The sequence below is a fragment of the Achromobacter sp. ACM05 genome, assembly GCF_019218915.1.
In the GTDB taxonomy this organism is placed as follows: Bacteria; Pseudomonadota; Gammaproteobacteria; order Burkholderiales; family Burkholderiaceae_B; genus Achromobacter; species Achromobacter animicus.
This window is the reverse complement of sequence record NZ_JAHUWQ010000002.1, coordinates 208,607-234,583: the sequence shown is the minus strand read 5'-3', so window position 1 is coordinate 234,583 and position 25,977 is coordinate 208,607. Positions and strand designations below refer to the sequence as shown.

At 64.6% G+C, this 25,977-nt stretch carries 20 protein-coding genes; 14 read left to right on the top strand and 6 right to left on the bottom strand.

Annotated elements, in window-relative coordinates:
* Positions 1–47: 47 nt before the first annotated feature.
* Positions 48–1,442 carry a GntP family permease gene (locus KW836_RS11990; RefSeq protein ID WP_218343447.1) on the top strand — a complete coding sequence of 465 codons (1,395 nt, stop codon included), beginning with the start codon at positions 48–50 and terminating at the stop codon, positions 1,440–1,442.
* On the opposite strand, the gene KW836_RS11985 is transcribed toward KW836_RS11990, so the two are convergent.
* Positions 1,421–2,332, bottom strand: a complete 912-nt coding sequence (locus KW836_RS11985) for a LysR family transcriptional regulator (protein ID WP_218343446.1) — start codon at positions 2,330–2,332, stop codon at positions 1,421–1,423. The genes KW836_RS11990 and KW836_RS11985 overlap by 22 nt on opposite strands.
* A gap of 119 nt (positions 2,333–2,451) precedes the next feature.
* Between KW836_RS11985 and KW836_RS11980 the strand changes: the two genes are divergently transcribed.
* Together KW836_RS11980 and KW836_RS11975 are read left to right on the top strand one after the other, a co-directional pair.
* Complete coding sequence (locus tag KW836_RS11980; RefSeq protein ID WP_218343445.1) at positions 2,452–3,195, top strand: SDR family oxidoreductase; 744 nt, start codon at positions 2,452–2,454, stop codon at positions 3,193–3,195.
* 322 nt (positions 3,196–3,517) lie between these two features.
* Positions 3,518–4,402 (top strand): crotonase/enoyl-CoA hydratase family protein, encoded by an 885-nt coding sequence (locus KW836_RS11975; protein WP_175124135.1) that lies wholly within the window; start codon positions 3,518–3,520, stop codon positions 4,400–4,402.
* Between the two features lie 24 nt (positions 4,403–4,426).
* Here KW836_RS11975 and pdeR read toward each other — a convergent pair whose 3' ends face one another.
* Positions 4,427–6,424 (bottom strand): cyclic di-GMP phosphodiesterase, encoded by a 1,998-nt coding sequence (gene pdeR / locus KW836_RS11970; protein ID WP_175124134.1) that lies wholly within the window; start codon positions 6,422–6,424, stop codon positions 4,427–4,429.
* Positions 6,425–6,712: 288 nt separating this feature from the next.
* Positions 6,713–7,708 carry a tripartite tricarboxylate transporter substrate binding protein gene (locus tag KW836_RS11965; RefSeq protein WP_218343444.1) on the bottom strand — a complete coding sequence of 332 codons (996 nt, stop codon included), beginning with the start codon at positions 7,706–7,708 and terminating at the stop codon, positions 6,713–6,715.
* Between the two features lie 220 nt (positions 7,709–7,928).
* Here KW836_RS11965 and KW836_RS11960 point away from each other — a divergent pair, with 220 nt between their 5' ends.
* From KW836_RS11960 to KW836_RS11940, 5 genes are all read left to right on the top strand, one after another.
* Positions 7,929–9,704 carry an IlvD/Edd family dehydratase gene (locus KW836_RS11960; RefSeq protein WP_175124132.1) on the top strand — a complete coding sequence of 592 codons (1,776 nt, stop codon included), beginning with the start codon at positions 7,929–7,931 and terminating at the stop codon, positions 9,702–9,704.
* 15 nt (positions 9,705–9,719) lie between these two features.
* A complete protein-coding gene (locus KW836_RS11955) occupies positions 9,720–10,436 on the top strand; it encodes a GntR family transcriptional regulator (RefSeq protein ID WP_218343443.1) in 717 nt (238 codons plus the stop codon).
* A gap of 228 nt (positions 10,437–10,664) precedes the next feature.
* Entirely contained in the window at positions 10,665–11,186 is a 522-nt protein-coding gene (locus KW836_RS11950; protein ID WP_175124130.1) for a sigma-70 family RNA polymerase sigma factor, read from the top strand.
* An 8-nt stretch (positions 11,187–11,194) separates the two neighbouring features.
* On the top strand, positions 11,195–12,247 hold the full coding sequence (locus KW836_RS11945) for a FecR family protein (protein WP_218343442.1): 1,053 nt from the start codon (positions 11,195–11,197) through the stop codon (positions 12,245–12,247).
* A gap of 70 nt (positions 12,248–12,317) precedes the next feature.
* On the top strand, positions 12,318–14,753 hold the full coding sequence (locus tag KW836_RS11940) for a TonB-dependent receptor (protein WP_218343441.1): 2,436 nt from the start codon (positions 12,318–12,320) through the stop codon (positions 14,751–14,753).
* 188 nt (positions 14,754–14,941) lie between these two features.
* On the opposite strand, the gene KW836_RS27890 is transcribed toward KW836_RS11940, so the two are convergent.
* The 3 genes from KW836_RS27890 to KW836_RS11925 all read right to left on the bottom strand — a co-directional run bounded on the left by KW836_RS27890 (position 14,942) and on the right by KW836_RS11925 (position 20,176).
* Positions 14,942–15,538 (bottom strand): DUF6708 domain-containing protein, encoded by a 597-nt coding sequence (locus KW836_RS27890; protein WP_255595409.1) that lies wholly within the window; start codon positions 15,536–15,538, stop codon positions 14,942–14,944.
* 170 nt (positions 15,539–15,708) lie between these two features.
* Positions 15,709–18,924, bottom strand: coding sequence for a T6SS effector BTH_I2691 family protein (locus tag KW836_RS11930; protein WP_218343440.1), 3,216 nt, complete (start codon positions 18,922–18,924; stop codon positions 15,709–15,711).
* 343 nt (positions 18,925–19,267) lie between these two features.
* The gene (locus KW836_RS11925) at positions 19,268–20,176 is read right to left on the bottom strand and encodes a LysR family transcriptional regulator (protein WP_218343439.1); all 909 of its coding nucleotides are present in this window, start codon (positions 20,174–20,176) and stop codon (positions 19,268–19,270) included.
* Between the two features lie 121 nt (positions 20,177–20,297).
* Here KW836_RS11925 and KW836_RS11920 point away from each other — a divergent pair, with 121 nt between their 5' ends.
* From KW836_RS11920 to KW836_RS11895, 6 genes are all read left to right on the top strand, one after another.
* Positions 20,298–21,260, top strand: a complete 963-nt coding sequence (locus tag KW836_RS11920) for a 3-hydroxyacyl-CoA dehydrogenase family protein (protein WP_218343438.1) — start codon at positions 20,298–20,300, stop codon at positions 21,258–21,260.
* Positions 21,261–21,304: 44 nt separating this feature from the next.
* Positions 21,305–22,177, top strand: coding sequence for a 3-keto-5-aminohexanoate cleavage protein (locus tag KW836_RS11915; RefSeq protein WP_218343437.1), 873 nt, complete (start codon positions 21,305–21,307; stop codon positions 22,175–22,177).
* A 314-nt stretch (positions 22,178–22,491) separates the two neighbouring features.
* Complete coding sequence (gene napE, locus KW836_RS11910; protein WP_056569899.1) at positions 22,492–22,650, top strand: periplasmic nitrate reductase, NapE protein; 159 nt, start codon at positions 22,492–22,494, stop codon at positions 22,648–22,650.
* Complete coding sequence (locus KW836_RS11905; RefSeq protein ID WP_218343436.1) at positions 22,650–22,991, top strand: chaperone NapD; 342 nt, start codon at positions 22,650–22,652, stop codon at positions 22,989–22,991. Before napE ends, KW836_RS11905 begins: the two co-directional genes overlap by 1 nt.
* Entirely contained in the window at positions 22,975–25,470 is a 2,496-nt protein-coding gene (gene napA, locus KW836_RS11900) for a periplasmic nitrate reductase subunit alpha (RefSeq protein WP_218343435.1), read from the top strand. Before KW836_RS11905 ends, napA begins: the two co-directional genes overlap by 17 nt.
* A 19-nt stretch (positions 25,471–25,489) precedes the next feature.
* Positions 25,490–25,966 (top strand): nitrate reductase cytochrome c-type subunit, encoded by a 477-nt coding sequence (locus KW836_RS11895; RefSeq protein ID WP_056569896.1) that lies wholly within the window; start codon positions 25,490–25,492, stop codon positions 25,964–25,966.
* Positions 25,967–25,977 lie beyond the last annotated feature (11 nt).

Below are 25,977 nucleotides of genomic sequence, written 5' to 3'. Positions count from 1 at the left end.
TAAGGTGTAGCCCCACACCCCTTGTCTCTTCATTCCTGGAGTACCGAATGACCGGATTGTTCATCGTGGTGGCGGCGCTGGCGTTTCTGATGCTGGCGGCGTATCGAGGTTATAGCGTCATCCTGTGCGCGCCCATCGCAGCCATGGGCGCGGTGCTTCTGACAGACGCGTCAGCGCTGGCGCCCGTGTTCTCGGGCATCTTCATGGAGCGCATGGCCGGTTTTGCCAAGCTCTATTTCCCCGTGTTCCTCTTGGGCGCCGTGTTCGGCAAACTCATCGAACTGTCGGGCTTTTCACGCGCCATCGTGCAGGCGGTGCTGCGGCTGATCGGCGCCGAGCGCGCCATCGTGGCCATCGTGCTGGTGTGTGCGGTGCTGACGTACGGCGGCGTATCGCTGTTCGTGGTGGTGTTCGCGGTCTACCCGTTTGCCGCCGAGATGTTCCGCCAGGGCGGCATCCCCAAGCGCCTGATGCCCGGCGCGATCGCGCTGGGCGCCTTCACCTTCACCATGACGGCGCTGCCCGGCACGCCGCAGATCCAGAACATCATCCCCACCACGTTCTTCGAGACCACGACATGGGCCGCGCCCTGGCTCGGTCTCATCGGCGCCGCGTTCACGCTGACCGCCGGCATCGCCTACCTGGAATGGCGCCGCAAGCGCGCGGCAGCGGCTGGCGAGACCTACGGCACGGACCTGCGCAACGAACCCGCGGCGCCCACCGGTGAGCGCAATCATCATCCGCTGATCGCGCTGTTGCCGCTGGTGGTGGTTGGCGTCATGAACTTCCTGCTGACGCGCTGGATCCCGGGCTGGTATCCGGCCGGTTCCGAAGTCGACCTGCCCGGCCTGGCCAAACCCCTGCCCGTCAACGCCCAGGAGCAGGTGGCGCTATGGGCCGTGATGGGCGCGCTGATCGCGGGCATCGTCACCATCCTGCTGTTCTCGTTCCGCGCCATCAAGTCGCACTTTGCCGAAGGCAGCAAGAGTGCCGTGTCGGGCGCGCTGCTGGCGTCGATGAACACCGCGGCCGAATACGGGTTTGGCGGCGTCATTGCCGCGCTGCCGGGCTTTCTGCTGGTCGCGCAGGCCTTGAAGGCCATTCCCGATCCGCTGGTGGGCGAAGCGGTCGCGGTGACGACGCTGGCCGGCATCACGGGCTCGGCCTCGGGCGGCATGAGCATCGCGCTGGCCGCAATGTCCCAAACCTTCATCGACGGCGCGCTGGCGGCAGGCATTCCCATGGAGGTGCTGCACCGGGTCGCCGCCATGGCCAGCGGCGGCATGGACACGCTGCCGCACAACGGCGCGGTCATCACGCTGCTGGCCGTCACGGGTCTCACGCACCGCCAATCCTATGGCGACATCTTCGCCATCACGCTGATATCGACGCTGTCGGTGTTCCTGGTGATCGGCGTGTTCTACCTGACCGGCATCGTCTGATCAAAGGCGGCGGCGAACACGCCCGCCAGCCACTGCGTGAACACGCGCACCCGCGCCGGCACCTGCCGGTTCTGCGGCGTCAGCACGGAAACCGGCATAGGCGCGGGCGGCGCGTGGGGCAGCACGATCTTCAGGTGCCCCGCCGCCAGTTCGCGCTCCACGCGGTAGCGCGGGACCTGCACCAATCCCAGGCCCGCGAGCGCCGCACTGGTGTAGAGTTCGGCCCCGCTCACGCTGACGACCGCACGCGGGCGCACCTGGACGATGCGCCCGTCCACCCGAAAATCCAGCGGCACGGCGCGGCCCGTCACGCTGGACACGTAATCCACGGCTATGTGATGTTCCAGCGCCTGCACGCTGTCCGGCACGCCGTGGCGCGACAGATAGGCGGGGCTGGCGACCGTCACCTGCGGCATCTGGGCGATCACTCTCCCGACCAGCGTCGAGTCCTGCGGCACGCCCGCGCGCAGCACGCAGTCGACGCCTTCACGCACCAGATCCACCAGCCGGTCGTCTTCGCCCAGATGCAGGGCGATGTCGGGATAGCGCTGCAGGAAATCCGGCAGGCCCGGCATCACGAAGAACCGCGCAAGCGTGCCCTGCGCGTTGACTCGCAACAGCCCCTTGGGCGCCGTGTCCAGGAAAGCGCCGTCGGCCTCCTCCAGGTCGGCCAGAAGCCGCACGCAGCGCTGGTAGTGGGCCTCCCCGTCGTGCGTCAGCCGGACCTGCCGCGTGGTGCGGTCAAGCAACCGCGCGCCTAACCGGGCCTCCATGCGCTTGATCAGGTTGGTGACCGTGGCGCGCGGGATGCGCAGGTCGTCCGACGCCTTGGTGAAACTGCCTCGTTCGGCGATGCGCACGAACACCTGCATTTCCTGGAAACGATCCATGCCCCTGCCCCGCCTATTGTTAAAGCAAATGAAATTATCTTAGCAAAGCAGGCGTAATTATCTTTGGATCGGAATAGTCGATCATACGTCTCACCCACTCATCCAAGGAGAAAAAACCCATGAACGACCAAGCTTCCCCGCGCGTTGCCCTCGTCACCGGCGGATCCCGCGGCATCGGCGCCGCCATCGTGCGCCGCCTGGCAGACGACGGCTTTGCCGTCGCCATCAATTACGCCTCGAGCGCGGCAGAAGCCGACGCCCTGGCCGGCGAAGTCCGCCAAGCCGGTGGTCGCGCCCTGGCCGTGCGCGCCGATGTCGCCAAACCCGATGACGTGCGCGCGATGTTCGATGCCATCCAGACCGAATTCGGCCGGATCGACGTGCTGGTCAACAGCGCGGGCGTGCTGCAGGTGCAGCCGCTAGCGGAAACCAGCGACGACCTGTACGACCGGACGTTCGACATCAACACCCGCGGCACCTTCAACACGCTGCGCGAGGCCGCCGCACGTCTGGCCGATGGCGGCAGCATCATCAACGTGTCCAGCACCACCGTCGCGCTCAACCTGCCCGGCTACTCGGTCTACATCGCCAGCAAGGCCGCCGTCGAAAGCCTGACGCAGGTCTTCGCCAAGGAACTGCGCGGACGCCAGATCAGGGTGAACGCCGTCGCCCCCGGCCCTGTCGCCACCGAGCTGTTCTTCAAGGGCAAGAGCCCCGAATTGATCGAGCACTACGCCAAGATGCCGCCGCTGGAACGCCTGGGCCAACCGGATGACATCGCGGGCATCGTCTCGTTCCTGGCGGGACCGGACAGTGGATGGGTGAACGGGCAGATCGTGCGTGCGAATGGCGGCGTGGCCTGAAAATTTCTCGCACGCGCCAGCGCCCCTTGAACGCGCGCACTCATCCCAACGCACGAGCCCGGCCCTTCGGCCGGGCTTTTCTTTCACGGCGCTGAATGCCGCATATTTGCTGATGTCCTCATCCGAACTACCCATGCGCGCCTCGCCCGATGGGCCGAGGCAATTTCAGCGGTTTTCAAATTTTCAGTTTGCGCGCTCCGGACTTTGATTTACGGAAAAGTCTGGCCAGTTGGACGAGGTTTGCATGAGACGGAGTCCTTAAGCCGTGGTTTAGCCTGACCCGGCAGTACTCCGACTCACCTTGATCGATTGGACGAAAGCAATGAATCAACTCATTCATCCGGACTGCCACCCCTTTACCGCCGCAGGCAATCTGAAGCAGATCTCCGCGTATTACGAGGAAGGTCGCCGTGTCATGTGGATGATGCTGCGCGCGCAACCGCGCCCGTGCTTTAACCATGAACTCATCGACGAGATCATGACCCTGGCGCGTGCCGCCAAGGACTCCGGCCTGCCCATCGACTTCTGGGTCACGGGCTCGCTGGTGCCGCAGATCTACAACGTCGGCGGCGACCTGAACTTTTTTGCCGAGGCCATCCGCACCGGCAAGCGCGAGGCGCTGCGGGCCTATGCCCGTGCATGCGTTGATTGCGTGCACGCCGCCACGCGCGGTTTTGACACTGGCGCCATCTCGCTGGCCATGATCGAGGGCACCGCGCTGGGCGGCGGCTTCGAGGCCGCGCTGGCCCACCACTTCGTGCTCGCGCAAAACAATGCGCGCATGGGCTTCCCTGAGATGGCATTCAACCTTTTCCCCGGCATGGGCGGCTATTCGCTGGTCGCGCGCCGTTCGGGCATGAAGCTGGCCGAGGAGCTGATCAGCACCGGCGAATCGCACACGGCCGAGTGGTACCACGGCCGCGGCCTGGTGGACGTGCTGTTCGAGCCGGGCGAGGCCTTCAAGGCCACGCGCACCTTCATCGACGTGATGCGGCCCAAGCTCAATGGCATGCGCGCCATGCTGCGCGCGCGCCAGCGCGTGCTGGCTCTGCCGCGCGCCGAGCTGATGGACATTACCGAGGATTGGGTCGAAGCCGCCTTCTCCATCGATCCGAAGGACCGCGCCTACATGGAGCGGCTGGTGATGGCGCAGAACCGGCGCACGGCGAGCAATTCGGAGGCCACCGAAGTGGCCACCATGCACTGATCCGGCGGCGCGCCGCCGGTTGCGTCATGCAATGAGATGCAGCCGGCGGCGCTGCGCCAGCCAGGCGGTGAGCTCCGCCGCGGGCATGGGCTTGGCGTACAGGTAGCCCTGCTTGGCGTCCACGCCCAGGGTGTCCAGGAAGACGGTTTCTTCCTGGGTTTCCACGCCTTCGGCAATGACCTGGAGTTCGAGCGTGCGCGCCACGGCAACGATGGCGCGCGCGAGCGCCTGCGAGACCGGATTTTCGTTGACGCCCCGCACGAAGCTGGCGTCAAGCTTGATTGCGTCCAGCGGAATCCGCGCCAGCTGCGACAGCGACGAATAACCCGTGCCGAAATCGTCCAGATGCACACGCGCACCCAGTTGCCGGAACTGCTTGATAAGTTCGATGGCGGCGTCTTCATCATCGATCAGGCAGCTTTCCGTGAGCTCGATGTCGACCAGGCAGGGGTTGAGATTCGCGTCGTTGATGGCGCGCATGAATTCGCTGACCACGCCCTTGTCGTCCAGCTGACGGGCCGACATGTTGATGGCGATGCGCAGATTCAGGCCCTCGCGCTTCCAGGCCGCCGCCTGCCGGGCTGCTTCGCGCATCACCCAGACGCCCAGCGGCGAGATGAGCCCCGATTCCTCGGCGTAGGGAATGAAGGTGTCCGGACCCACCATGCCGCGTTCCGGCGAACGCCAGCGCACCAGCGCTTCCACGCCGTCGACCTCGCCTGTGCGGCCGACCAGCTTGGGCTGGTAGTACAGCATCAGGTGGTTCTCGGCCAGTGCCTTGCGAAGGTTCGTGTCCAGCCACACATAGTCCGCGTTGCGGCGGTCCATGTCCGGCTGGAACACGCGATACGTATGGCGGCCCGCTTCCTTGGCCACGTACATGGCGATATCCGCGCTGCGCACCACGCTGTCCAGGTCGGCGCCGTGATCGGGGTACATCGCGATGCCGATGGAGCAGCTGGTGTAGACCTCGATGAGGCCCTGGCGGAACGGTTCGCGCAGCCGCTCGATGATGCGCTGCGCGGTGGCCTCCAGTTGCCAGGCCTGCGCCTCTTCCTGCAGGACGATGAACTCGTCGCCGCCCAGGCGGGCCAGCGTCTGGCCATCGGACAAGCAGTTCGAGATGGCGACCGACACCGCTTTCAGCAGCCGGTCGCCGAAACCGTGGCCGTAGTGGTCGTTGATGCGCTTGAAGTTGTCCAGGTCCAGGAACAACACGCCGCCCCGCCCTTCGCGGCCCGCCGCCAGCGCCGCCTTCAGCCGCGACGTGATCGCGTGGCGGTTGGGCAGGTTGGTCAGCATGTCGGTGTTGGCCAGCACCCGCAGGCGCTCCTGCGCCTGGCGTTCTTCGGTGATGTCGGTGCCCGAGCAGATCAGGTAGACCCGCTTTTCGCCGCTGCCGCTGGTGACGAACTTGTTGCGGAACAGGAAAAGGCGCGGCCCCTTGACGGTGTTGATCGTGCGCTCGACCTCGTACGACTGGCCGCGTTTGTAGAACTCGGCGATATTGCGGCGCGAGGCAATGGCTTCCTCGCGCGTCATGAACATGTCGAAGACGCTGCGGCCCACGATGTCCTGTTCGCGCTTGCCGGTGTATTCCTCGCTGAGCTTGTTGAAGCGCTGCACGCGGCCGTTCTGGTCGACGATCACGATGACCGAATTGGCTTCGGACACTACCGTTTCGGCGAACGACAGACCTTCGACGAGGTCCTTGGCGACGGATTCGGTATCGGTGTGGGCCGATGCGGTGCCGGCCCATTCGTTGGGATTGATCTTGCGGCCAACCAGGTGCAGGTGAAGCAGATCGCCATACAGCATGATGTCGATCCGCACGCTGGACGTGATGCCCGTCAGGCCGCGCACGGCCTCGGCCTGATCCGGGCGCAAGGCCATGGCGATATTGGTTGCGCCCTTGACTGCGGCGAGTTCAATCGCATCGCTATCGGCGGACAACCGCCAATATGGGCTATGCGTACCGAAATGCGTGTGCAGGATCGACTTTTCGTCCTGGTTCTCAGTCATTGGTATCCCCCCGCCGTCCTAAGGCCCGCGAAACACATTACGGGCTACTGAATTTGGGGTCAACCACCTTGTCGGGCCCCAAAACCGCTTTATTGCGGTTTATTGCATAGCCGTTCGCAGCGTCAGTGCAATTCTCTGAAATACAGCGTCTTTCCCAGCGCAGCGCACAAGGCGGCGGAAGCGATTATTTCGGTTCCTTTCAGAAGCCGCAAAAACGAGAACGCCGGAAATTCGTGGCGAATTTCCGGCGTAGGGAGCAATGAGGCGCGGCGCGCCGTCAGAAGGGGCTTACTCGCCCTTCACGCCCGCCTCGTCGATCACCTTGGTCCAGCGTGCGACTTCAGCCGACACACGCGCGCTGGCGTCAGCAGGCGACGTCCACGTCGCAATCGCGCCCTGGTTCAAGAGCGACGCCTTGACCTCGGGCTTGGCCAGGATCTTCTTGAGCTCGGCATTCAGGCGGTCGATGACCGGCGCAGGCGTGTTGGCCGGGGCCACGATGCCGAACATCGAGCTGACCTCGAAGTCCTTCAGGCCGGCTTCGGCGGCGGTAGGCACGTCGGGCAGCGCATCGACGCGTTGCGGCGAGGTCACCGCCAGCGCGCGCAGCTTGCCCGCCTTGATGTTGCCCTGCGCGGCAGGCACCGTTTCGATCATGCTGAGCACCTGGCCGCCCATCAGGTCGGTCATGGCCGGGCCGCTGCCCTTGTAGGGCACGTGCAGGATGTCGGCGCCGGCGGTGCGCTTGAACATTTCGCCGGCCAGATGCTGGGGCGAGCCGTTGCCGGCGGATGCCATGGTCATGTAGCCGGGCTTGGACTTGGCCAGTGCGATGAACTCGGGCAGCGTCTTGGCCGGCACCGACGGGTTCACCACGAACACCAGGGGCACCGTGCCCACGATGGCGACGGGCGCGAAGCTCTTTTCCACGTCGTACGTGACGCGGCCGCGGTAGAGCGCGGCGTTGATGGAGTGGCTGGTCAGCGCGCCCATCAGCAGCGTGTAGCCGTCAGGCTGGGCCTTGGCGACCTGGTCCGCACCGATGTTGCCGGCGGCGCCCGCGCGGTTTTCCACCACCACGGTCTGGCCCAGCGCGCCCGTCAGTTCCTGCGCAAGCACGCGGCCGATCACGTCGGTGGCGCCGCCGGGCGGGTAAGGCACGATCATGCGGATCGGCTTGTCGGGATAGGCGTCGGCCGAGAATGCCGGGGCGGTGACACCGGCGCACAGCGCCAGCAGGGAAAACAGCACGGCGCGGCGCGGCCGCAGACGCAGGTCTGACATGTGGTCTCTCCAGCCGGGATGGGTATAGGAATGAACGGACGCCCGGTTCGTCAACGGCGCCAGTGTAGGGGGCCACCCTTGATTGAAGAATCGGTATTTTTCTATCGACTGATCTTTAAAGCAGATCAATAGAGCTACCGCCATAAACCGCTTGCAGGCCCGGCGACGGGCTGGATATGATGTCGCCGCAGGATTATCAATAATATTATCGGGACTGAAAATGACGGACGACACCAAGGGCGGCAAGCCCGGCAAGGGCCCTTTTGACAGCGACAGCGCCACTGCGCGCGGCGTCGCCCGCGGGCTGACCAACTACGGCGACATTGGCTTTTCGCTGTTCCTGCGCAAGGCCTTCATCAAGGGCGCCGGCCTGTCGGACGATGCGCTGGCGCGTCCCATCATCGGTATCGTCAACACCGGCAGCAGCTACAACCCCTGCCACGGCAACGCGCCGCAACTCATCGAGGCCGTCAAGCGCGGCGTCATGCTGGCCGGCGGCCTGCCGATGGACTTTCCCACCATCTCGGTGCACGAGAGCTTCTCGCAGCCCACCAGCATGTACCTGCGCAACCTCATGTCCATGGACACCGAGGAAATGATCCGCGCGCAGCCGATGGACGCCGTCGTGCTGATCGGCGGCTGCGACAAGACCGTACCCGCACAACTGATGGGCGCCGCCTCGGCCGGCGTGCCCGCCATCCAGCTCGTCACCGGGTCGATGCTGACCGGCTCACACCGCGGCGAACGCGTGGGCGCCTGCACCGACTGCCGCCGCTACTGGGGCCGCTACCGCGCCGAAGAGATCGACGCCGTCGAGATCGCCGACGTGAACAACCAGTTGGTTGCCAGTGTCGGCACCTGTTCCGTCATGGGCACGGCCAGCACCATGGCCTGCATTACCGAGGCGCTGGGCATGATGGTGTCGGGCGGCGCGTCCGCCCCGGCCGTCACCGCCGACCGCGTCCGCGTGGCTGAACACACCGGCGCCACGGCCGTCGCCATGGCAGCCTCGCGCCTGACCCCGGACCGCATCCTGAACGGCAAGTCCATCGAAAACGCGCTGCGCGTGCTGCTCGCCATCGGCGGGTCGACCAACGGCATCGTCCACCTGACCGCCATCGCCGGCCGCCTGGGCATCGACATCGACCTGGCCGGCCTGGACCGCATCAGCCGCGAGACGCCCGTGCTGGTCGACCTGAAGCCGTCGGGCCAGCACTACATGGAAGACTTCCACGACGCGGGCGGCATGCCGGCGCTGCTGCGCGAGCTGCGCCCGTTCCTGCACCTGGACGTCCTCACCGTGTCCGGCCGCACGCTCGGCGAAGAACTGGATGACGCCCCGCCGCCCTTCAAGCAGGACGTCATCCGCACGGCCGCCGCCCCCATCTATCCGGTGGGCGGCCTGGCCGTGCTGCGCGGCAACCTCGCGCCCGGCGGCGCCATCATCAAGCAATCGGCCGCCAATCCCAAGCTGATGGAGCACGAAGGCCGCGCCGTCGTGTTCGAGGACGCCGAAGACATGGCGCGCCGCATCGACGACGACGCGCTGGACGTGACCGCCGACGACATCCTGGTGCTCAAGCGCATCGGCCCCACCGGTGCGCCCGGCATGCCCGAAGCCGGCTACATGCCCATTCCCAAGAAGCTGGCGCGCGCAGGCGTCAAGGACATGGTCCGGATCTCGGACGGCCGCATGAGCGGCACCGCGGCCGGCACCATCGTGCTGCACGTCACTCCCGAATCCGCCATCGGCGGCCCGCTGGCCTACGTGCAGAACGGCGACCGCATCCGCCTGTCGGTGGCCCGGCGCGAGATCGCGCTGCTTGTCGATGACGCCGAGCTGGCGCGCCGCACCGCCGCCAATCCCATCACGCGCCCCACCGCCGACCGCGGCTACCGCAAGCTGTTCCTGCAGTCCGTGACGCAGGCCGATCAGGGCGTCGACTTCGACTTCCTGCGCGCCGGTGTCACGAACGACACGGTCCCCAAGAAGTAATCCCGCCCTTTTGCCATGAACGCCATCACGCCCGCCGCCTTGCAGGAACCCGCCCCCGACGCCGTCCAGGCAGCGGTGGCCACGCTGGAAGAAGACATCGTCTTCGGCCGGCTGCATCCGCGCGAACGCCTGACCGAGGACGAGCTGATGGCGCGATTCGGCATGAAGCGGCACGCGGTGCGCCAGGTGCTGGTCGACCTGGAACTGCTGGGCGTGGTCGAGAAAAAGCGCAACATCGGCGCGGTGGTGCGCGCGTTTTCCGTGCGCGAGGTGATGGAGCTGTATGCCTTGCGTGAAGTGCTGGAAGTGCACGCCGCCCGCCAGATGCCGCTGCCCGTGTCCGAGGCGCGGCTGGCCGCGCTGGTGGCGGTGCAGCGCGAACACGATGCGGCTGTCGCGGCCGGCGACGCGCGCCGCGTGTTCCGCAGCAACCAGCGCTTTCATCGAGAATTCTTGGGGCTTTTGGACAACGCGGTGCTGGGACAGGCCATCGAGGAATACGCGCGCCGCACCCACCCGATCCGCTTCGGCTCGCTGGTGACGGCCGGGCACCGCGAACGCGCGCGCCAGGAACACTGGACGATGATCCAGGCGCTGCGCGACGGAGACCGCGACGCGCTGATGGCGGTGTGCCGCGATCACCTGATTCCGTCGCGTGATGCCTATCTGGCGTCGCAACAGGCGTATGCGCAGACGCAGGGCGCTTATCTGGCGCCTTCCGCGCCGGTCTGACCGCTCGCATGTAACGGCTCTCCGTCCGAACGCTCACATCCGACCGCCCCGGCTCGCCACTTACGTCTGACGTTTCCGGGCAACGCCCGGCCGTGCGCGCTCGGCAACAATTTGACAAGCCGTGCCTGGAATCGGTAATAATAACAATTACTATTTCCAGAAATTCGCATGTGCAGTTGTCCCGCCTCCCACTGCGAGGCGCCGGCGGCTAGACCAAAAGGTTGGATCTTGAGTACGCCGGGATGCGCCTTCCCCTCCTCCATCGAAACACTTTATAGCGACCACCACTCCTGGCTGAGGGGCTGGTTGCGACGCCGCCTGGGCAACGCAGATCAGGCCGAAGACCTGGCGCACGACACCTTCATCCGCCTCCTGAGCAGCGAACGCATTCCCGCCACGCTCACGGAACCGCGCGCGTTTCTGACCACCGTGGCGCAGCACCTGGTGTCCAACCATTGGCGCCGCGAAAAGCTCGAACGCGCGTACCTGGACGCGCTGGCCCAGGCGCCGCAAGCGGTGCACTGGTCGCCTGAAGACCGGGCCATCGTGCTGGAAACCTTGCTGGAGCTGGACCGCCTGCTGGACGGCCTGCCCGCCCTGGTGCGGCAGGCCTTTCTGTTGTCGCAGCTTGAAGGTCACACCCACGCCCAGGTGGCCGACGCGTTGGGAATCTCGATCCCCACCGTCAAGCGCTACCTCGTCAAGGCCTTGCAGCGCTGCTGCTTTGCCGATCTTTCCTTCACGGGATGAGCCGGCGCATGTCCGCCTCGTCCTGGTACGGAAACACGCGCGACGCCGCCACCCTGCCGCCCGCCGTCGCGCAGCGCGCGCTGGAATGGCTGGTGGAACTGCAAGACGAACCCGTCGCGCCGGAAACGGTGCGCGAATGGGCCTCCTGGCGCGCCGCGCACCCGGACCACGAGCGCGCGTGGCTGCGCATTGAATCCGTGCAGGGCACACTGCGGCCGCTGGCCGGACCCGCCAATGCGGCCATCGCGAAGGCAGCGCTGGCCGCACCTGCTTCCGCCCAGCGCCGCCGCGCCTTGAAAACCATGAGCGCGCTGGCCATCGCGAGCGGCGCGGCTTGGGGCGTGGGGCAGATCACGCCGTGGCGCACCTGGACGTCGGACCATCGCACCGCCATCGGCGAACGCCGCACCGTCACGCTGCCGGACGGCACCCGCCTGGTGTTGAACACGGACAGCGCCATCGACGTGCACTACAGCGCCGACCGCCGGCGCGTGACGCTCATCGCGGGCGAGATCCTGATCGCGACGGCCCACGAATCGGGTACGCCGAACCGGCCGTTCTGCGTTGAAACCGCCCACGGCACCGCGCGCGCGCTCGGCACCGAGTACGCCGTACGGCTGCTGGATGGCTCGACGGAAGTCAGCGTTTTCCAGGGCGCGGTCCAGATCCGGCCGCGCGACGATGCCGAGCACGGGTTGACGTTGCAGGCGGGATTGCGCGCCAACTACTCCGCGCGGGGCATCGCGCAGCCCGCCACCGCCGAGGAAAACCAGATCGCCTGGAAGGACGGCTTCATCGTGGCCCGCGGCATGCGCCTGGCCGACTTCGTCGCCGAGCTGGGCCGCTATAGCCGCGACACGATCAGCTGCGACCCCGCCGTCTCGGACCTGCGGCTGTCCGGCTCGTTTCCTGTCAGCAACCTGGACAAGGTGCTGGCCGCGCTCAGCGCCACGCTGGATATCCGCGTCGAAACCGAGTCGCGGCTCTGGCGCGGACGCCGGCTGCACCTCATCGCCGGCCCCGGCCCGGCACGTCCCGCACTGCCGTTACAAAATAGTTGATCCGTTTTGCGATCTGGCGGGTCAAGGCAGGTGAGCACACAGCAACCTCACCTCTCTGAAAGGCCAGTTCATGAATCACGTCCGGGCGCCCAAGCGCCAGTCCTCCCGTTTCCTGCGACGCGCGGCCACGGCGCGCCTGGCGGGCCGCATCGCCACCGCCACGCTGCTCGCGGCGCCCGCGCTGGCCATCCCCACCGCCGCCCACGCGCAGGCCGCCGCCACCCGCAGCTTCGACATCCCCGCGGGAACGCTGGAGGACGCGCTGGGCCGCTACGGACGCGAAGCCGGCATCGTGCTGTCGTTCCGGCCCGAAGTGACGGCCGGCCTGCAAAGCAACGGGCTGCGCGGCACCTACGGCGTGCGGGGGGGTCTGGACGCCCTGCTCGCCGGCACCGGCATCCGCGTGCTGCCGCAGTCGAACGGCAGCTACGTCCTGGACCGCCCCGCCAACGCGGGCATCGCCACCACCAACCTGCCCGCCGTGACGGTGACCGCTTCCGCCGCCGATCCCCACCTGCCCGCGCCCTTCGCGGGCGGTCAGGTGGCGCGCGGCGGCGGCCTGGGCGTGCTGGGCACGGGCGACGTCATGGACGTGCCGTTCAGCACCACCAACTACACCGCGCAGATGATCGAGAACCAGCAGGCGCGCACGCTGGCCGACATCGTCATCAGCGAATCCTCGGTGCGCACCACCACCTCCAGCGGCGGCTTTTCCGACGAGTTCCAGATCCGCGGCTACTCCGTGGCTGCCGGCGACGTCGGCCTGAACGGCCTTTACGGCCTGGCATCCGCCAGCCGCATGCCCGCCGCCATGATGGAGCGCGTCGAAGTCCTGAAAGGCCCCGGCACGCTGATGAACGGCATCGGCCCCAACGGCAGCATCGGCGGCGGCATCAACATCGTCACCAAGCGCGCCGGCGACGAGCCCCTGACTCGCCTGACCACCACCTACCAAAGCAAATCGCAACTGGGCGGCCAGCTCGACATGGGCCGGCGCTTTGGCGACAACAACGAATGGGGCATCCGCGTCAACGGCGTCTACAGCAACGGCGACACCAACATCGACGACGGCAGGCAGGAACAAGGTGTGGGCGCGCTGGCGCTGGACTACCGCGGCACCAAACTGCGCTGGTCGCTGGATGCCTACACCCAGCACGAGAACATCGACAACTTCCGTCCGCAGATCGGCTTTCAGTCGAATGTGACGTCGCTGCCCTCGCCGCCCTCGGGCCACCGCAATTTCTACCCCGGCACCGAGCTCACGCTGAACGATTCGACCGTCGCCACCCGCCTCGAGTACGACATCAATGACCACCTGATGGTCTACGGCGCCACCGGCTACCGCTACGGCACCGCCGAGCAGACTTTCCCGTCGGGTCCGGCGGACGCGCAGGGCAATTTCACGGTGTCCAACGCCTATTACGATTCGTACTCGCGCACGTGGACGGGCGACATCGGCCTGCGCGCCCGCTTCGACACCTGGGGCATCGGCCACACCGTGAACCTGTCGGCCACGCGCCTGGACCAGGAGTCCGGCAACGCCTACGTCACCTCCTCCGGTCCTGGCGTGCCGTCCAGCATCTTCCGTCCCGCCCCGCTACCGCCCGTCACCGCAGACCGCGGCGCGCCACAAAAGGCATCCAAGACCGAGCTGACCAGCTACACGCTGACCGACACGCTGTCCTTCGCCGGCGACACCCTGCTGATCACCGGCGGCATGCGCAACCAGCGCGTCGTGCTCGACAACTACTCGACCACCACCGGCGCGCGCACCGGGTCGTACGACGAAAGCGCGATCTCGCCGGTCGCGGGCATCGTGTTCAAGCCGATCTCCAACGTCTCGCTGTACGGCAACTTCACGTCCGGCCTGACGCGCGGCGGCATCGCGCCCGCCACCGCCGCCAACGCCGGCCAGGTCTTCGCACCGTACAAGTCCAAGCAGTATGAAGCGGGCGTCAAGGTCGACTGGGGCAAGATCATCACCAGCGCCTCGGTGTTCCAGATCACGCGCCCGAACTCGATGACTGATCCCGACACGCGCATCTACAGCTTCGACGGCGAACAGCGGAACCGCGGCCTGGAATTGGCCGCCTTCGGCGAAGCCATGCCGGGTCTGCGCATGATGGCCAGCGCCACGTTCTACGACGCCACGCTCAAGCAGACCGCAGGCGGCGTGAACGACGGCAACGACGCCAACGGCGTGCCGAAGAACACCTTCAACCTGGGGATGGACTGGGACACGCCGTGGGTCCGCGGCCTGAGCCTGAACGCCCGCGTGATCCACACGTCGTCGATGTACTTCAACGCGGCCAACACGCTGACCCTGCCCTCGTGGACGCGCTACGACATCGGCGCGCGGTACAACACCGAGATCCTGGGCCGCTCCGTGGTGTTCCGCGCAAACATCGAGAACCTGTTCAACAAGGACTTCTGGCTGGCCAGCGGCTCGTACGCGACGGTTGCTGCGCCGCGTACGTTCTTGTTGTCGGCGCAGATCGATTTTTGAGGGTGACTGGCGTTCTTTAGGTGGCGCCTAGGTCGCCATCACGGTGGTAAGCCGGCCCCTTTGGAGGGGCCGGCTTTTTTTGTTGCTTGCGGGAGAACGGCGGGCGGCATCAGCAGGTCAGCCAACGCAGACATCCCCAAATGGGATGTACTCCCAGTAAGCCAATCGTTCGCTTGCGTGCTCGCGCGTCACGGTGCTGTTCTAGACTCGAGATCCATGTCAGCAGGCCACTTCACTTTGGGCGCGAAGCGCAGGCCAAAGTTGTACCGAGGCACGTCATTATGGTCGTGGGGCGGATCTGGAGGTGGTAGCGCCGAAGGACCCTGCTGCATATATGTGCAGATATATGCCCAGGCAAACTCGTCCGCACCCATGGCGCTCAGGGGGAAGCGGTCAATGACCTTATTGGTCCCTGGCTCAACGATGGAAAGAACCACACCCCAATTCAAGATGAGCCCGCCTTGGGCAGTGACTGCGCGTTTGTGCCACCGTTCAGCGCGCACTTGAGACCAGTCGTATGCCACAGGAGCGACGCGCCAGGGTCCGAAAGGATTCCACCACCGGTCGTTAAAGTTATAGGCGTAAAGCCGCTGGCGGACACGATTAAGCCTTAAAGGTAAGTCTCGAGGAACCGAGATGTCCATGCGGATACAGAAAGCGGCTAACCAGATGCAAGCTGCTAAGCATAAAAGACCCGAGAAAACAATAAAAGGATCCGAAAAAAGGTAGAAATGAGGAGGAACAATCAATATGGATATCCCGGCTGTCGCCATAATGATGCCCATCCAAAAATAAATGCCTCGCGCGCGCGCTGAACCTCTCGATACCTCCAAATATATGTCATCCAGGTGGTTTGGAGCGTTCCCCTCAAGTGCCAAGGGTGCAGTCGGTGTGCAAAACGGTCCCGGTAAATCTGCTATCCAACCGTTGCATGGGGGGACAAGTTTGGGGCCGGTCATGGCTGTTTTTTTCCTGGTCGGCTATCTGTTTTATCTTCTTGACAAAGTAGGTGGGCGAATCCCGAAATGTCATTTCTATCGGGCCAGAATTTAGCTTCCAACTTTACTGCGTGAACGCTGTTGATCGCATGCAATGCAATGGCGCCCGAAATTGTTAAAGTTTGAGTTGCTTCGTCTGAAGTAATAATTGGGGCCGTAGTGTTCTCAAAATAGTCGGAATTTAGTCTGGACGTCGGTGGGGGCAGATCGGTTGTTGGCTTCCCGCTCGCGCCGGAAGCAATAATTTGGCCCTGATAATCGCCAGGGCGATAGACTGTCAATTCCCATTGGTATCGGGCTGAGCTTTCTTCATAACCTGGCAGGGATATCTGAAACACAATATATTCCCCGATCCATATTCGGCCTCTCTTCCAGTCCGTTTGGCCATCAATCGGAAATGGGATATCCCCTTTCTTATATAGCTTCATTTCGATCGCCATCTCTGCTGTCATTCCAAGCACTGCAGCATTAAGACTGCCCACGGCGGTATCGAAATCTGATTCTGAGGTCCACCGCCTATTTTCGCTTGGCGAACCCCATCGGCTGTACCGAGCCCATAGTTCGAGTGACGAGGATCGTGCCTTTCTCGCCTGCATTGCCAAAATGTACGCAAGCACCCCTAACGCAATAGCGATACCAATAGGTCCTAATAAGGTTGCTTGGGGGGCGAGGGCCCCGACAATTCCTGCGATTGCCGAGCCAAGCGCAGCCATAGTTGCCAAACCGCTATAAATTTGAGCCTTCGAATCTCCGACAGCTCCTGCACGAATGGCGGCGAACATATGTTGGACTCCGTCCATTAGCCCAGAAACCGCTGTAATAGCGCCGCCGTATTGCGCAATGCGAAGCCCAAGCATGACGGTCTTCGCCCCTCCTCTCGCTTGCACGGTGATGGTCATATCCGGCCGTAGCACTTGAATCCCGACCCCAACAACCTCCACGCCCGCACCCATCACACCGATCGAAGATGACCACACGGCCGCCAATGCTTCGGCTCTGACACTTTCAGGTGCGTTGAGCAACGTTGCGTAGTTCTTTCGCAGGCTGTCTTGCTGAAACCACAGGCTGCCGAGTCCAAGCAGCAGATTCGCTCCTGTGGGCGCTGCTGAAACGACCGTAGTGCGCATCTTCCGCATCGCTTCCCTTGCGAGATCTCTCGCTTGCTCAGCGCCAATCGCAAGCGTTCCCACCATTTGAACAGCGCCGGTTTGGAGCGTGGCAGCGCCAACGCTCACGGCGCGAATGGCGTCGGCGACGCCTTCAGTGGCGGTGCGTCGCAGATCCCGGAGACGTTCCTTTAGCTCATCGGCACTCTCCAGCGACCAAATCATCAAATCAACGACCTTGCCGTGGTTGCCGGGAACCGCAATGGCAATGAAGCCGCTCACCACCATTGCGCGAATCTTTTTTGCTGCCGGCTTGCGGAAATTTTCGTCAATATGCGCGACGAACTTATCAATGCCTTCCTGCAGCGTCTCGTGGAGTAGCGAAAGATACTCGCCGAGCTTCAGAGACACGATGATCTGGGTCACGTGCTGCCCTGAATATCGCAGGAAGGCTGCGCTGTGCAGACGTCCGACCAGCGCGTGCGTTTGGGAGGCCAGTTGCTGTCCCAACGCGTTACTGGCGCTGCCCATGGCCGCGAGCAACTGTCCGATGGCCTCTTGCACGGGCGCGACCATCAGAGTCTTGCCTTCCGCTGTTCCGATGACGGTCTTGATGGTGTCGTACGCCTTGCCAACGTCATTGCCCGTCAGCGCGGTTTGCAGCTGGTCCAGCAAAGCCATGTCCTTCGCCACCAGAGCCTGATACAGGTGGCTCTCACGATCCTCCAACTGTGCTTTCCACAGCCGTTGCGTCGCGCCTAATTTTTTATCGCCTTCCTTTATGACTTCGGTGGGGCCACCGGCAAGGCAAAGCGCGAGCATCCGGATAAAGCCCTCCGTCGAACGCCAGGACGTGGCGCTGTAGTCATACTGGACGGCAAGCAGGAAAGGTCTGGATAGGTATTCTCTGACGTACAACTCGCCAACTCGGTTAACAGCTTTTTGCCAATTGTCCTGCGCGGCCAGATAGGCTTCCTCGAAGGTGGCTCGAGCCCGCTCGTCGTAGCGCTCCTCTAGGCGTTCCTTTGCCTCGGCCTGTTTGTTCTTTGCTATGCGCTCAGCTTCTCCTGGGATATGCACCTGCGGATAGCCCACCTTTAGTCCCGCGATGCTGTTGTTGTGCCTACGACGATTCTCTTCCGCTGCCTTCGCCTCTTCTTCTGCTTCCGCCTTGGCCCAGGCGGCCTGCAGCTCCTTGATGCCGAGCAGCGCCTGGGAAGTAAAGAACTCAAATCGTCGCTGCGGCTCGGCGCGCCACTCCTGCATTTCTCTGAACAAATGAACGCGCTGCGCATTGCATTCCTGCACCACCCCGATGGGATCGGGCAGAACCAACGCCAGTACGCCGTTCGGAAGTTTTTCCCGCTGGACGATAGTGCGGATGTGGCCTTCCATTGCCCCAAGCCGATGATTACGCGAGTAGAACCCGTGAACGCTATCGAAATCGCCGGGGTTGCCCTCTGCGTACTCAAGTACAGAGCCCAACCCAAGGTTGTCTTCGGTCATTGCAATACCGACCTTGGCTGGGTCGTCGCGCGCGCGTTTCAAATCGAGCTTGTACAGACGCTCCCTCGGATCCGTTCCGTCGGCCGCTTTGCCACACAAGTATTGGTTCAGCACGCTCTCTGGCCAGGGATCATTGGCGATGGCTATCCACGCGGTCGAGAATTTTCCGGCGTCGATATTGATGAACGATGCGGGGACGTCGTGATCCTTGTTGACGCAGTCCTTGCTCAGAGGGCTGGGCTCGTCTCGTGGGACCTGATAGGGACGAAACTGGCGCAGCGCGCCTTCAGGCGTCACCTCATAGGCCTGCCACTCCATCTCGTCGAGCAGTACATAAAGGTATCCTTGCCGCAAGATGCGAGGCTGGTCCAGCCGCATCTGAACCGTTGCGGGTTCGTTGCGGGCGGCAGGTTGCCGACGGTATGTTTGCCCGGGCGACGGCGCGTACGCCGCGCGCAAAGGAAGAATGGGTAGACCAGTACGCTCGCAGGCCTTGCAGGCGCCGGTCGGATTGGGCGCGGCATGGCTGATCGTTCGGCCTAAGGTTGTGCTTAGGCTCATGAATAGGCCCCTGCCCGGGGTGATGAAGCAAACATCCGCTTCCAGGCGCCGATGGCGAATGTGAAGCGCAGATCGGATTGAATAGGAATGACGTGCTCCCCGCAACGACGGACCCATTTCTCCGCCGATACGCGTCAGGTCCGCCCATGAAGAAATCGCCCTCCGCGAATAGAGGATCGCAATGGACGCGCATGGAATGCGCCGCCATTACGTCACACCGGCCTATCTTTGGATATCAGAAGAGTCTTAGTTTCTGCCGGCGAACCTAGTCTTCGTGTCTACCGGCGAACCATCGCAAGTCGGGCAGAGTTCGCGCGCAGTATTTGCTAGACCTTTCCCACCATTACCGCGCCTGCGCCGCCACATACTCCCTCAACGTCTGCACCAGCGCCACCGCAGCGGGCGACAAGCTGCGATTGCGGGCCGTCACCAACCCAATCGAGCGCTCGGCCACCGGCGCCGTCAGCCGCCGCTGCACGATGCCGTTCTGCGCCACCGCGCCGGCGGCGATCTCTGGCAACGCCGCAACGCCAAACCCGCATTCGACCATCGCCACGATGGTGGTCAGGTGCTCGGCCTCGAATGCGGGTGCGAAGCGGATGCGGTTCTGCAGAAAGGCCCATTCCGTGTATTGGCGCACGCTGCTCGGATGCACCATCGACACATGTTCCGCCCCAGCCGTATCGGCCCAGCGCAGCGGCCCTTTGGCCCGCGCCAGCGGATGTGCCTCCGGGATCAACAGGATGAAACTGTCGGACATCAGCGGCACGTAGTGCAGGTCGGCGTGCTGAGGGTCGGCGGCGGTCAGCGCGAAGTCGACCTCGCCCGCACGCACCAGGTCGAACGCCGGGCCAGATAGCGTGTCGCGGACCTTCAGCGCGACGTGCGGGTGCGCCTGGCGGTAGGCCATCAGCACGCGCGGCAGCAGCCGCGCCGCCAGCGACGGCAGCGCCGCCACGGACACCTGTCCCTGCTCCGCGCTGGAGATGCTTCCCACTGCGGCGATGGCGTCGCGGAACGCGGCCTGCAAGGTTGCGGCCTGTTGCAGGAAGACCTCGCCCGCCGCCGTCAGCCGAACCGTGCGCGTGGTGCGGTCGAACAGGCGCACGCCGAGCGCGTCCTCGATGCGCTGGATCTGGGTGGACAGCGCGGATTGCGACAGATGCAGCTGCCCCGCGGCCTGGCGGAAGTTGAGCGTTCGGCCCAGCACCAGCGTGGTGTCGATGTCCCGCATCGACAGGTTGATCTGCATGTTTTGTCCCCGGCCTATTGATCTGATTGACCGATCATTCTATTCAAAAATTCTGATTCATCAATCAACCGCCCTTCTCTAAACTCGCGCCAAAGCGTGATTTCAGAATCAGGAGAACAGCATGCAGAAAGACACGAACGCGCTGCCCAATCCGGGCGCGGCGCATGCGGTGGTGGTGGGCGGCGGCACGATGGGTGCGGATGTCGCCGTCGTGTTGACGCGCGCGGCGTGCCGCACGACGGTGATCGAATCGAATGCCGAGCGCGCGGCCGGTCTGCCGGCGCGCGTGGCGGAAAACCTGAAGACCATCGGGCGCGAGTCAAACGCCGCCCTGCTGGCCACCGCGCCGTCGCTGGACGAGGTGGACTGGTCCAAGGTGGATCTGGTGATCGAGTGCATTCCCGAGCGCCTGGACATCAAGCAGGCGCTCTTTGCGGACCTGGCGCGGCGCACGCGGCCCGATGCCATCCTGGCCAGCAACAGTTCCAGCTTCCCGATCAGCGCGATCAGCCAGGGGCTGGACACGCGCGGCCGCATGCTGGGCCTGCACTTCTTCATGCCGGCGCACCTCGTGCCGCTCGTGGAAGTGGTGCTGGGCGAAGCCAGCGACGAGGCCTGCGCGGATTCGCTGATCGACTTCATGCGGCGCTGCGGCAGCGTGCCGGTCAAGGTGAAGCAGGATCTGCCGGGTTTTCTGGCGAACCGCCTGCAGCACGCGCTGTCGCGCGAAGCCTTCGACCTTATCGACCGCGGCATCGCGTCGCCCGAGGACGTGGACGCCGCCGTGCGGTTTGGATTTGGGTTCCGGTTCCTGGCGGCGGGTCCCGTGATGCAGCGCGATCACGCGGGCATCGACGTGCACGCGGCGGCCGGCGCGACGATGTATCCGACATTCTGCAACGCCGACCATCCGGCGCGCTGCCTGACCGAACGCGCCGCCGACGGCCGGCATGGCATGAAGGCAGGCGAAGGTTTTTATGCCTGGACGCCCGAGACCATTGCCGCAGAGCGCGCCCGCTACGACCGGCTGCTGCGCGCCGGCCTGGACCTGATCGCTCCCGAACTGCCGGAGATCAAGCCTTGAATTCGCCTGCAACCCACTCCGTGCCTGCTTGCGCACCCGCTTCCATGGCCACCTCTGCATCAGCCACGGCTCCGGCCCTCCCCCGCGCCGCGTTGGCCGACTCGCCCGTCATCATCACCGTCGCGCCCAACGGCGCGTACAAGAAGGCTGCCGACCACCCCGCCGTGCCGCTGACCGCAGACGCGCTGGCCGCCGAGGCCCGCGCATGCCTGGACGCCGGCGCCGCGATGATGCACATGCACGTCCGAAAGCCCGACGGCAGCCATCTGCTGGATGCGCAGGCCTATCGCGACGCGCTCGCGGCGGTGCAGCGCGCCGTCGGCGACGAACTACTGGTGCAGGTGACGAGCGAGGCGGCGGGCGTCTATCAGGCCGCCGAGCAGGTTGCGATGGTGCGCGAATTGCAGCCCGAAGCCGTCTCCATCGGCCTGCGCGAAATCGCCGTGCCCGGCATTCCGGAAGCGGAGCTGGCCGCCTTCCTGGCGTGGCTGGCCGATCGACGGGTCATGACGCAGATCATCCTGTACGACGACGCCGACGTGCGCCGCTGGCTGTCGCTGCGCGCTCGCGGCCTGGTGCCGCCGGGCGCATGGTCGGTGCTGTTCGTGCTGGGCCGCTACAGCGCGGGACAGACGTCCTCGGCTTACGACCTGCTGCCGTTCCTGGCCGCTTACGACCATTCGTTGCCCTGGGCGATCTGCGCCTTCGGCCCCGAGGAAAACGCCTGCGTTACGACCGCGGCGGCCTTTGGCGGCCATATGCGAGTCGGGTTTGAAAACAATCTGAAGCTGCGCGACGGGTCGGTGGCGCCGGACAACGCGGCGCTGGTCGCACAGGCCGCGCAAGGCGCGCGGGCGCTGGGCCGGCCGCTGGCGACGGCGGCGGACGCGCGGCGTATCTACGGCGCGATCGGTTGATGCGCTAACGATTGACGCGGTGCAAGCAAATCGCAGCCGGTTAATCCGCAACCGGTTATTCCGGCTGCCGGTCAACTGGCTGCGGATTTAACCGTTGTCAGCTTATCCGCACAGTCGACTGGGGCCGCCGGATACCCCGCTTTCGATCGCCCCCTGCCGGTGATCGCACGCGCCCCCTTTCCCCCGCTCTGTAATCTCTCCGACATTATTTCGCTGTGTTGCAACATTGACGCCGCGCAAGCGCATCTGCTACAAACTTTCGCATCTGTACGTTTAACGCAATACCCCCACAAGTTTCTGCTGCGAGGTGGTGTGTGCAAGACGAATCCGATGGCTACACAAAAGCCCAGGAACTGCGAAGTTTCCTATTCCTGACGGCAGTCATGGCCCCGGTGTTGGCAGTGATCATCGTGGCCGGGTACGGTTTTGCGGTCTGGATCTACCAGATGTTCGCAGGCCCCCCGGGAAGCTGATGCAAAGCCTCCGCCCTCCCTCGCCCCCCAGTCAGCCCGCCTCTGCGCCCTGTAGCGCGGCGTCCGAGCTGCACATCGCCAGCATGGTGGTGCATGCCGCCCCGCGCCGGCTGGCGGACGTGCGCGGCGCGATCCTCGCGATCGGCGGCGCGGAAATCCACGGCGCTTCCGAGACCGGCAAGCTGGTCGTCACCCTGGAAGCCCCCTCTACCGAAGACATGCTTGCGCAGATAGCGCAGATCCAGCGGCTGGACGGCGTGCTGGCGTCGGCGCTGGTCTATCAGCATTCCGACACGCTTGCCGCGATGAATGAGGAGATTGACGATGTCCATGGCTCGTAGAGAGTTCATCAAGCAATCTGCCGCCGCCGCTGCCGCCACGGTAGCCGGCATCCCCATCGTGGGCTACACGCAGAACATCGTGACGGATTCGGAAGCCGCCAAGCTGAAGTGGTCCAAGGCGCCCTGTAGGTTCTGCGGAACCGGCTGCGGCGTGAACGTCGCGGTGAAGGACAACCAGGTCGTGGCGACGCACGGCGACTTCAACGCCGAGGTCAACCGCGGCCTGAACTGCGTCAAGGGCTATTTCCTGTCCAAGATCATGTACGGCAACGACCGGCTCACGACGCCGCTGCTGCGCATGAAGGACGGCAAGTACGCCAAGGATGGCGAGCTGGCGCCGGTGTCGTGGGACCAGGCGTTCGACGTCATGGCCGAACAGTTCAAACGCGTGCTCAAGGACAAGGGCCCGGAAGCCGTCGGCATGTTCGGCTCGGGCCAGTGGACGATCTGGGAAGGCTACGCGGCGCTCAAGCTGATGAAGGCGGGGTTTCGGACCAACAACCTCGATCCGAACGCGCGCCACTGCATGGCGTCGGCGGCGGTGGGCTTCATCCGCACCTTTGGCGCCGACGAGCCCATGGGCTGCTACGACGACATCGAAAACGCCGACGCCTTCGTGCTGTGGGGCGCGAACATGGCGGAAATGCACCCCATCCTGTGGACGCGGGTGACCGACAGGCGGTTGAGCAAGCCCAATACCAAGGTGGTGGTGCTGTCCACGTTCGAGAACCGGTCGTATGAACTGGCCGACATCTCTTTGACCTTCACGCCGCAGACCGACCTGGCGATCCTGAACTACATCGCCAACCACATCATCAAGACCAAGCGCGTCAACCGGGAATTCGTCGACGAACACACGCGGTTCCTGGAAGGCAACACCGACATCGGCTACGGTCTGCGTCCCGAGCACCCGCTGCAAAAGGCCGCCAAGAACGCCAACAACGCCGGCGGCTCGCGCCCGATCACTTACGACGAATACGCGAAGTTCGTCTCCAAGTACGACCTGGACTACACCGCCAAGCTGACCGGCGTGCCCAAGCGGAATCTGGAAGCGCTGGCCGAGCTGTACGCCGATCCGAAGATCCGTGTCATGTCGTTCTGGACCATGGGGTTCAACCAGCACACGCGCGGCGTGTGGGCGAATAATCTGGTCTACAACATCCATTTGCTGACGGGCAAGATTTCCACGCCGGGCAACAGCCCGTTCTCGTTGACGGGCCAGCCGTCTGCCTGCGGCACCGCGCGCGAAGTAGGCACGTTCTCGCATCGCCTCCCCGCAGACCTGGTCGTGACCAACCCGAAGCACCGGGCGCGCGCCGAAGAGGTCTGGGGGCTGCCCGACGGCACCATCCCTGAAAAGGTGGGCGCGCACGCGGTCTTGCAGAATCGCATGCTGAAGGACGGCACCATCAACGCCTACTGGGTGATGGTCAACAACAACATGCAGGCCGCGGCCAACATGTTGAACGAAGGGTATCCCGGCTACCGCAATCCGGCGAACTTCATCGTGGTGTCCGACGCCTACCCGACCGTGACCACGATCTCGGCCGACCTGGTGCTGCCCACCGCCATGTGGGTGGAAAAGGAAGGCGCCTACGGCAACGCCGAGCGCCGCACGCAGTTCTGGCACCAGTTGGTCAACGCGCCCAGCGGCGCGCGGTCGGACCTGTGGCAGTTGATGGAGTTTTCCAAGCGCTTCACCACGGACGAAGTCTGGCCGGCGGACCTGCTGGCCAAGAAACCCGAGCTGCGGGGCAAGACGCTCTTTCAGGTGCTGTACGAAAACGGCAAGGTCAACAAGTTTCCGAACACGGAACTGGACCCGGAATACGCCAACGATGAGGCCAAGGCGTTCGGCTTCTACGTGCAGAAGGGCTTGTTCGAGGAATATGCGGAATTCGGCCGCGGCCATGGCCACGACCTGGCGCCGTTTGACACCTATCACCAGGTGCGCGGCCTGCGCTGGCCCGTGGTGGACGGGGTCGAGACGCGCTGGCGCTATCGCGAGAAGGCGGATCCCTACGTGAAGGTGGGCTCCGGCTTCAACTTCTATGGCAACCCCGACGGCAAGGCCAACATCTATGCCCTGCCCTATGAGCCGCCCCCCGAGGTGCCGGACGAGGAATACCCCTTCTGGCTGTCGACCGGCCGCGTGCTGGAGCATTGGCATTCGGGGTCAATGACGCGGCGTGTGCCCGAGCTGTACCGCGCCTTTCCCGATGCGGTGTGCTTCATGCACCCGGACGACGCGCAGGCCATGGGCCTGCGGCGCGGCGTACTGGTGGAGATTGCGTCGCGGCGGGGCAAGATGCAGACCCGGCTGGAAACGCGCGGACGCAACAAGCCGCCGCGCGGCCTGGTGTTCGTGCCCTGGTTCGATGCCGGCCAACTGATCAACAAGGTCACGCTCGACGCCACCGATCCGATCTCGTTCCAGACCGACTTCAAGAAGTGCGCGGTCAAGATCACCAAGGCTTGACGGCCCGACGGAGACGCTCATGAACATTCGCGCCACTTCGATCGCCCTGGTCTTTCTGATCGGCGCCAACGCCTGGGCCGCGCCGACCGATCCGATGATCGATCCCATGCGGGGCCCGACGCCCCTGACCGAGTCGGCCACGCCGCCGCTGATGCCCCCGGTCGAGAACCGCGACGTGCGGCGCATGCGCACGTACTCGATGCAGCCCCCCACCATTCCGCACAAGATCGACGGCTACCAGATCGACAAGAACTTCAACCGCTGCCTGGCCTGTCACGCCCGCGTGAACACCGAGCAGACCCAGGCGGTGCCGCTGAGCGTGACGCACTACATGGACCGCGACAGCAACGTGCTGGCCGAAGTGTCCCCGCGCCGGTACTTCTGTCTGCAATGCCACGTGCCGCAAACGGAGGCCAAGCCGCTGGTCCCGAACAATTTCCAGGACATCGACGTGATCCTCAAGCGCCTATCTGCTCCGGCGCCCGACAAGAAGTAAGGGACAGGAGC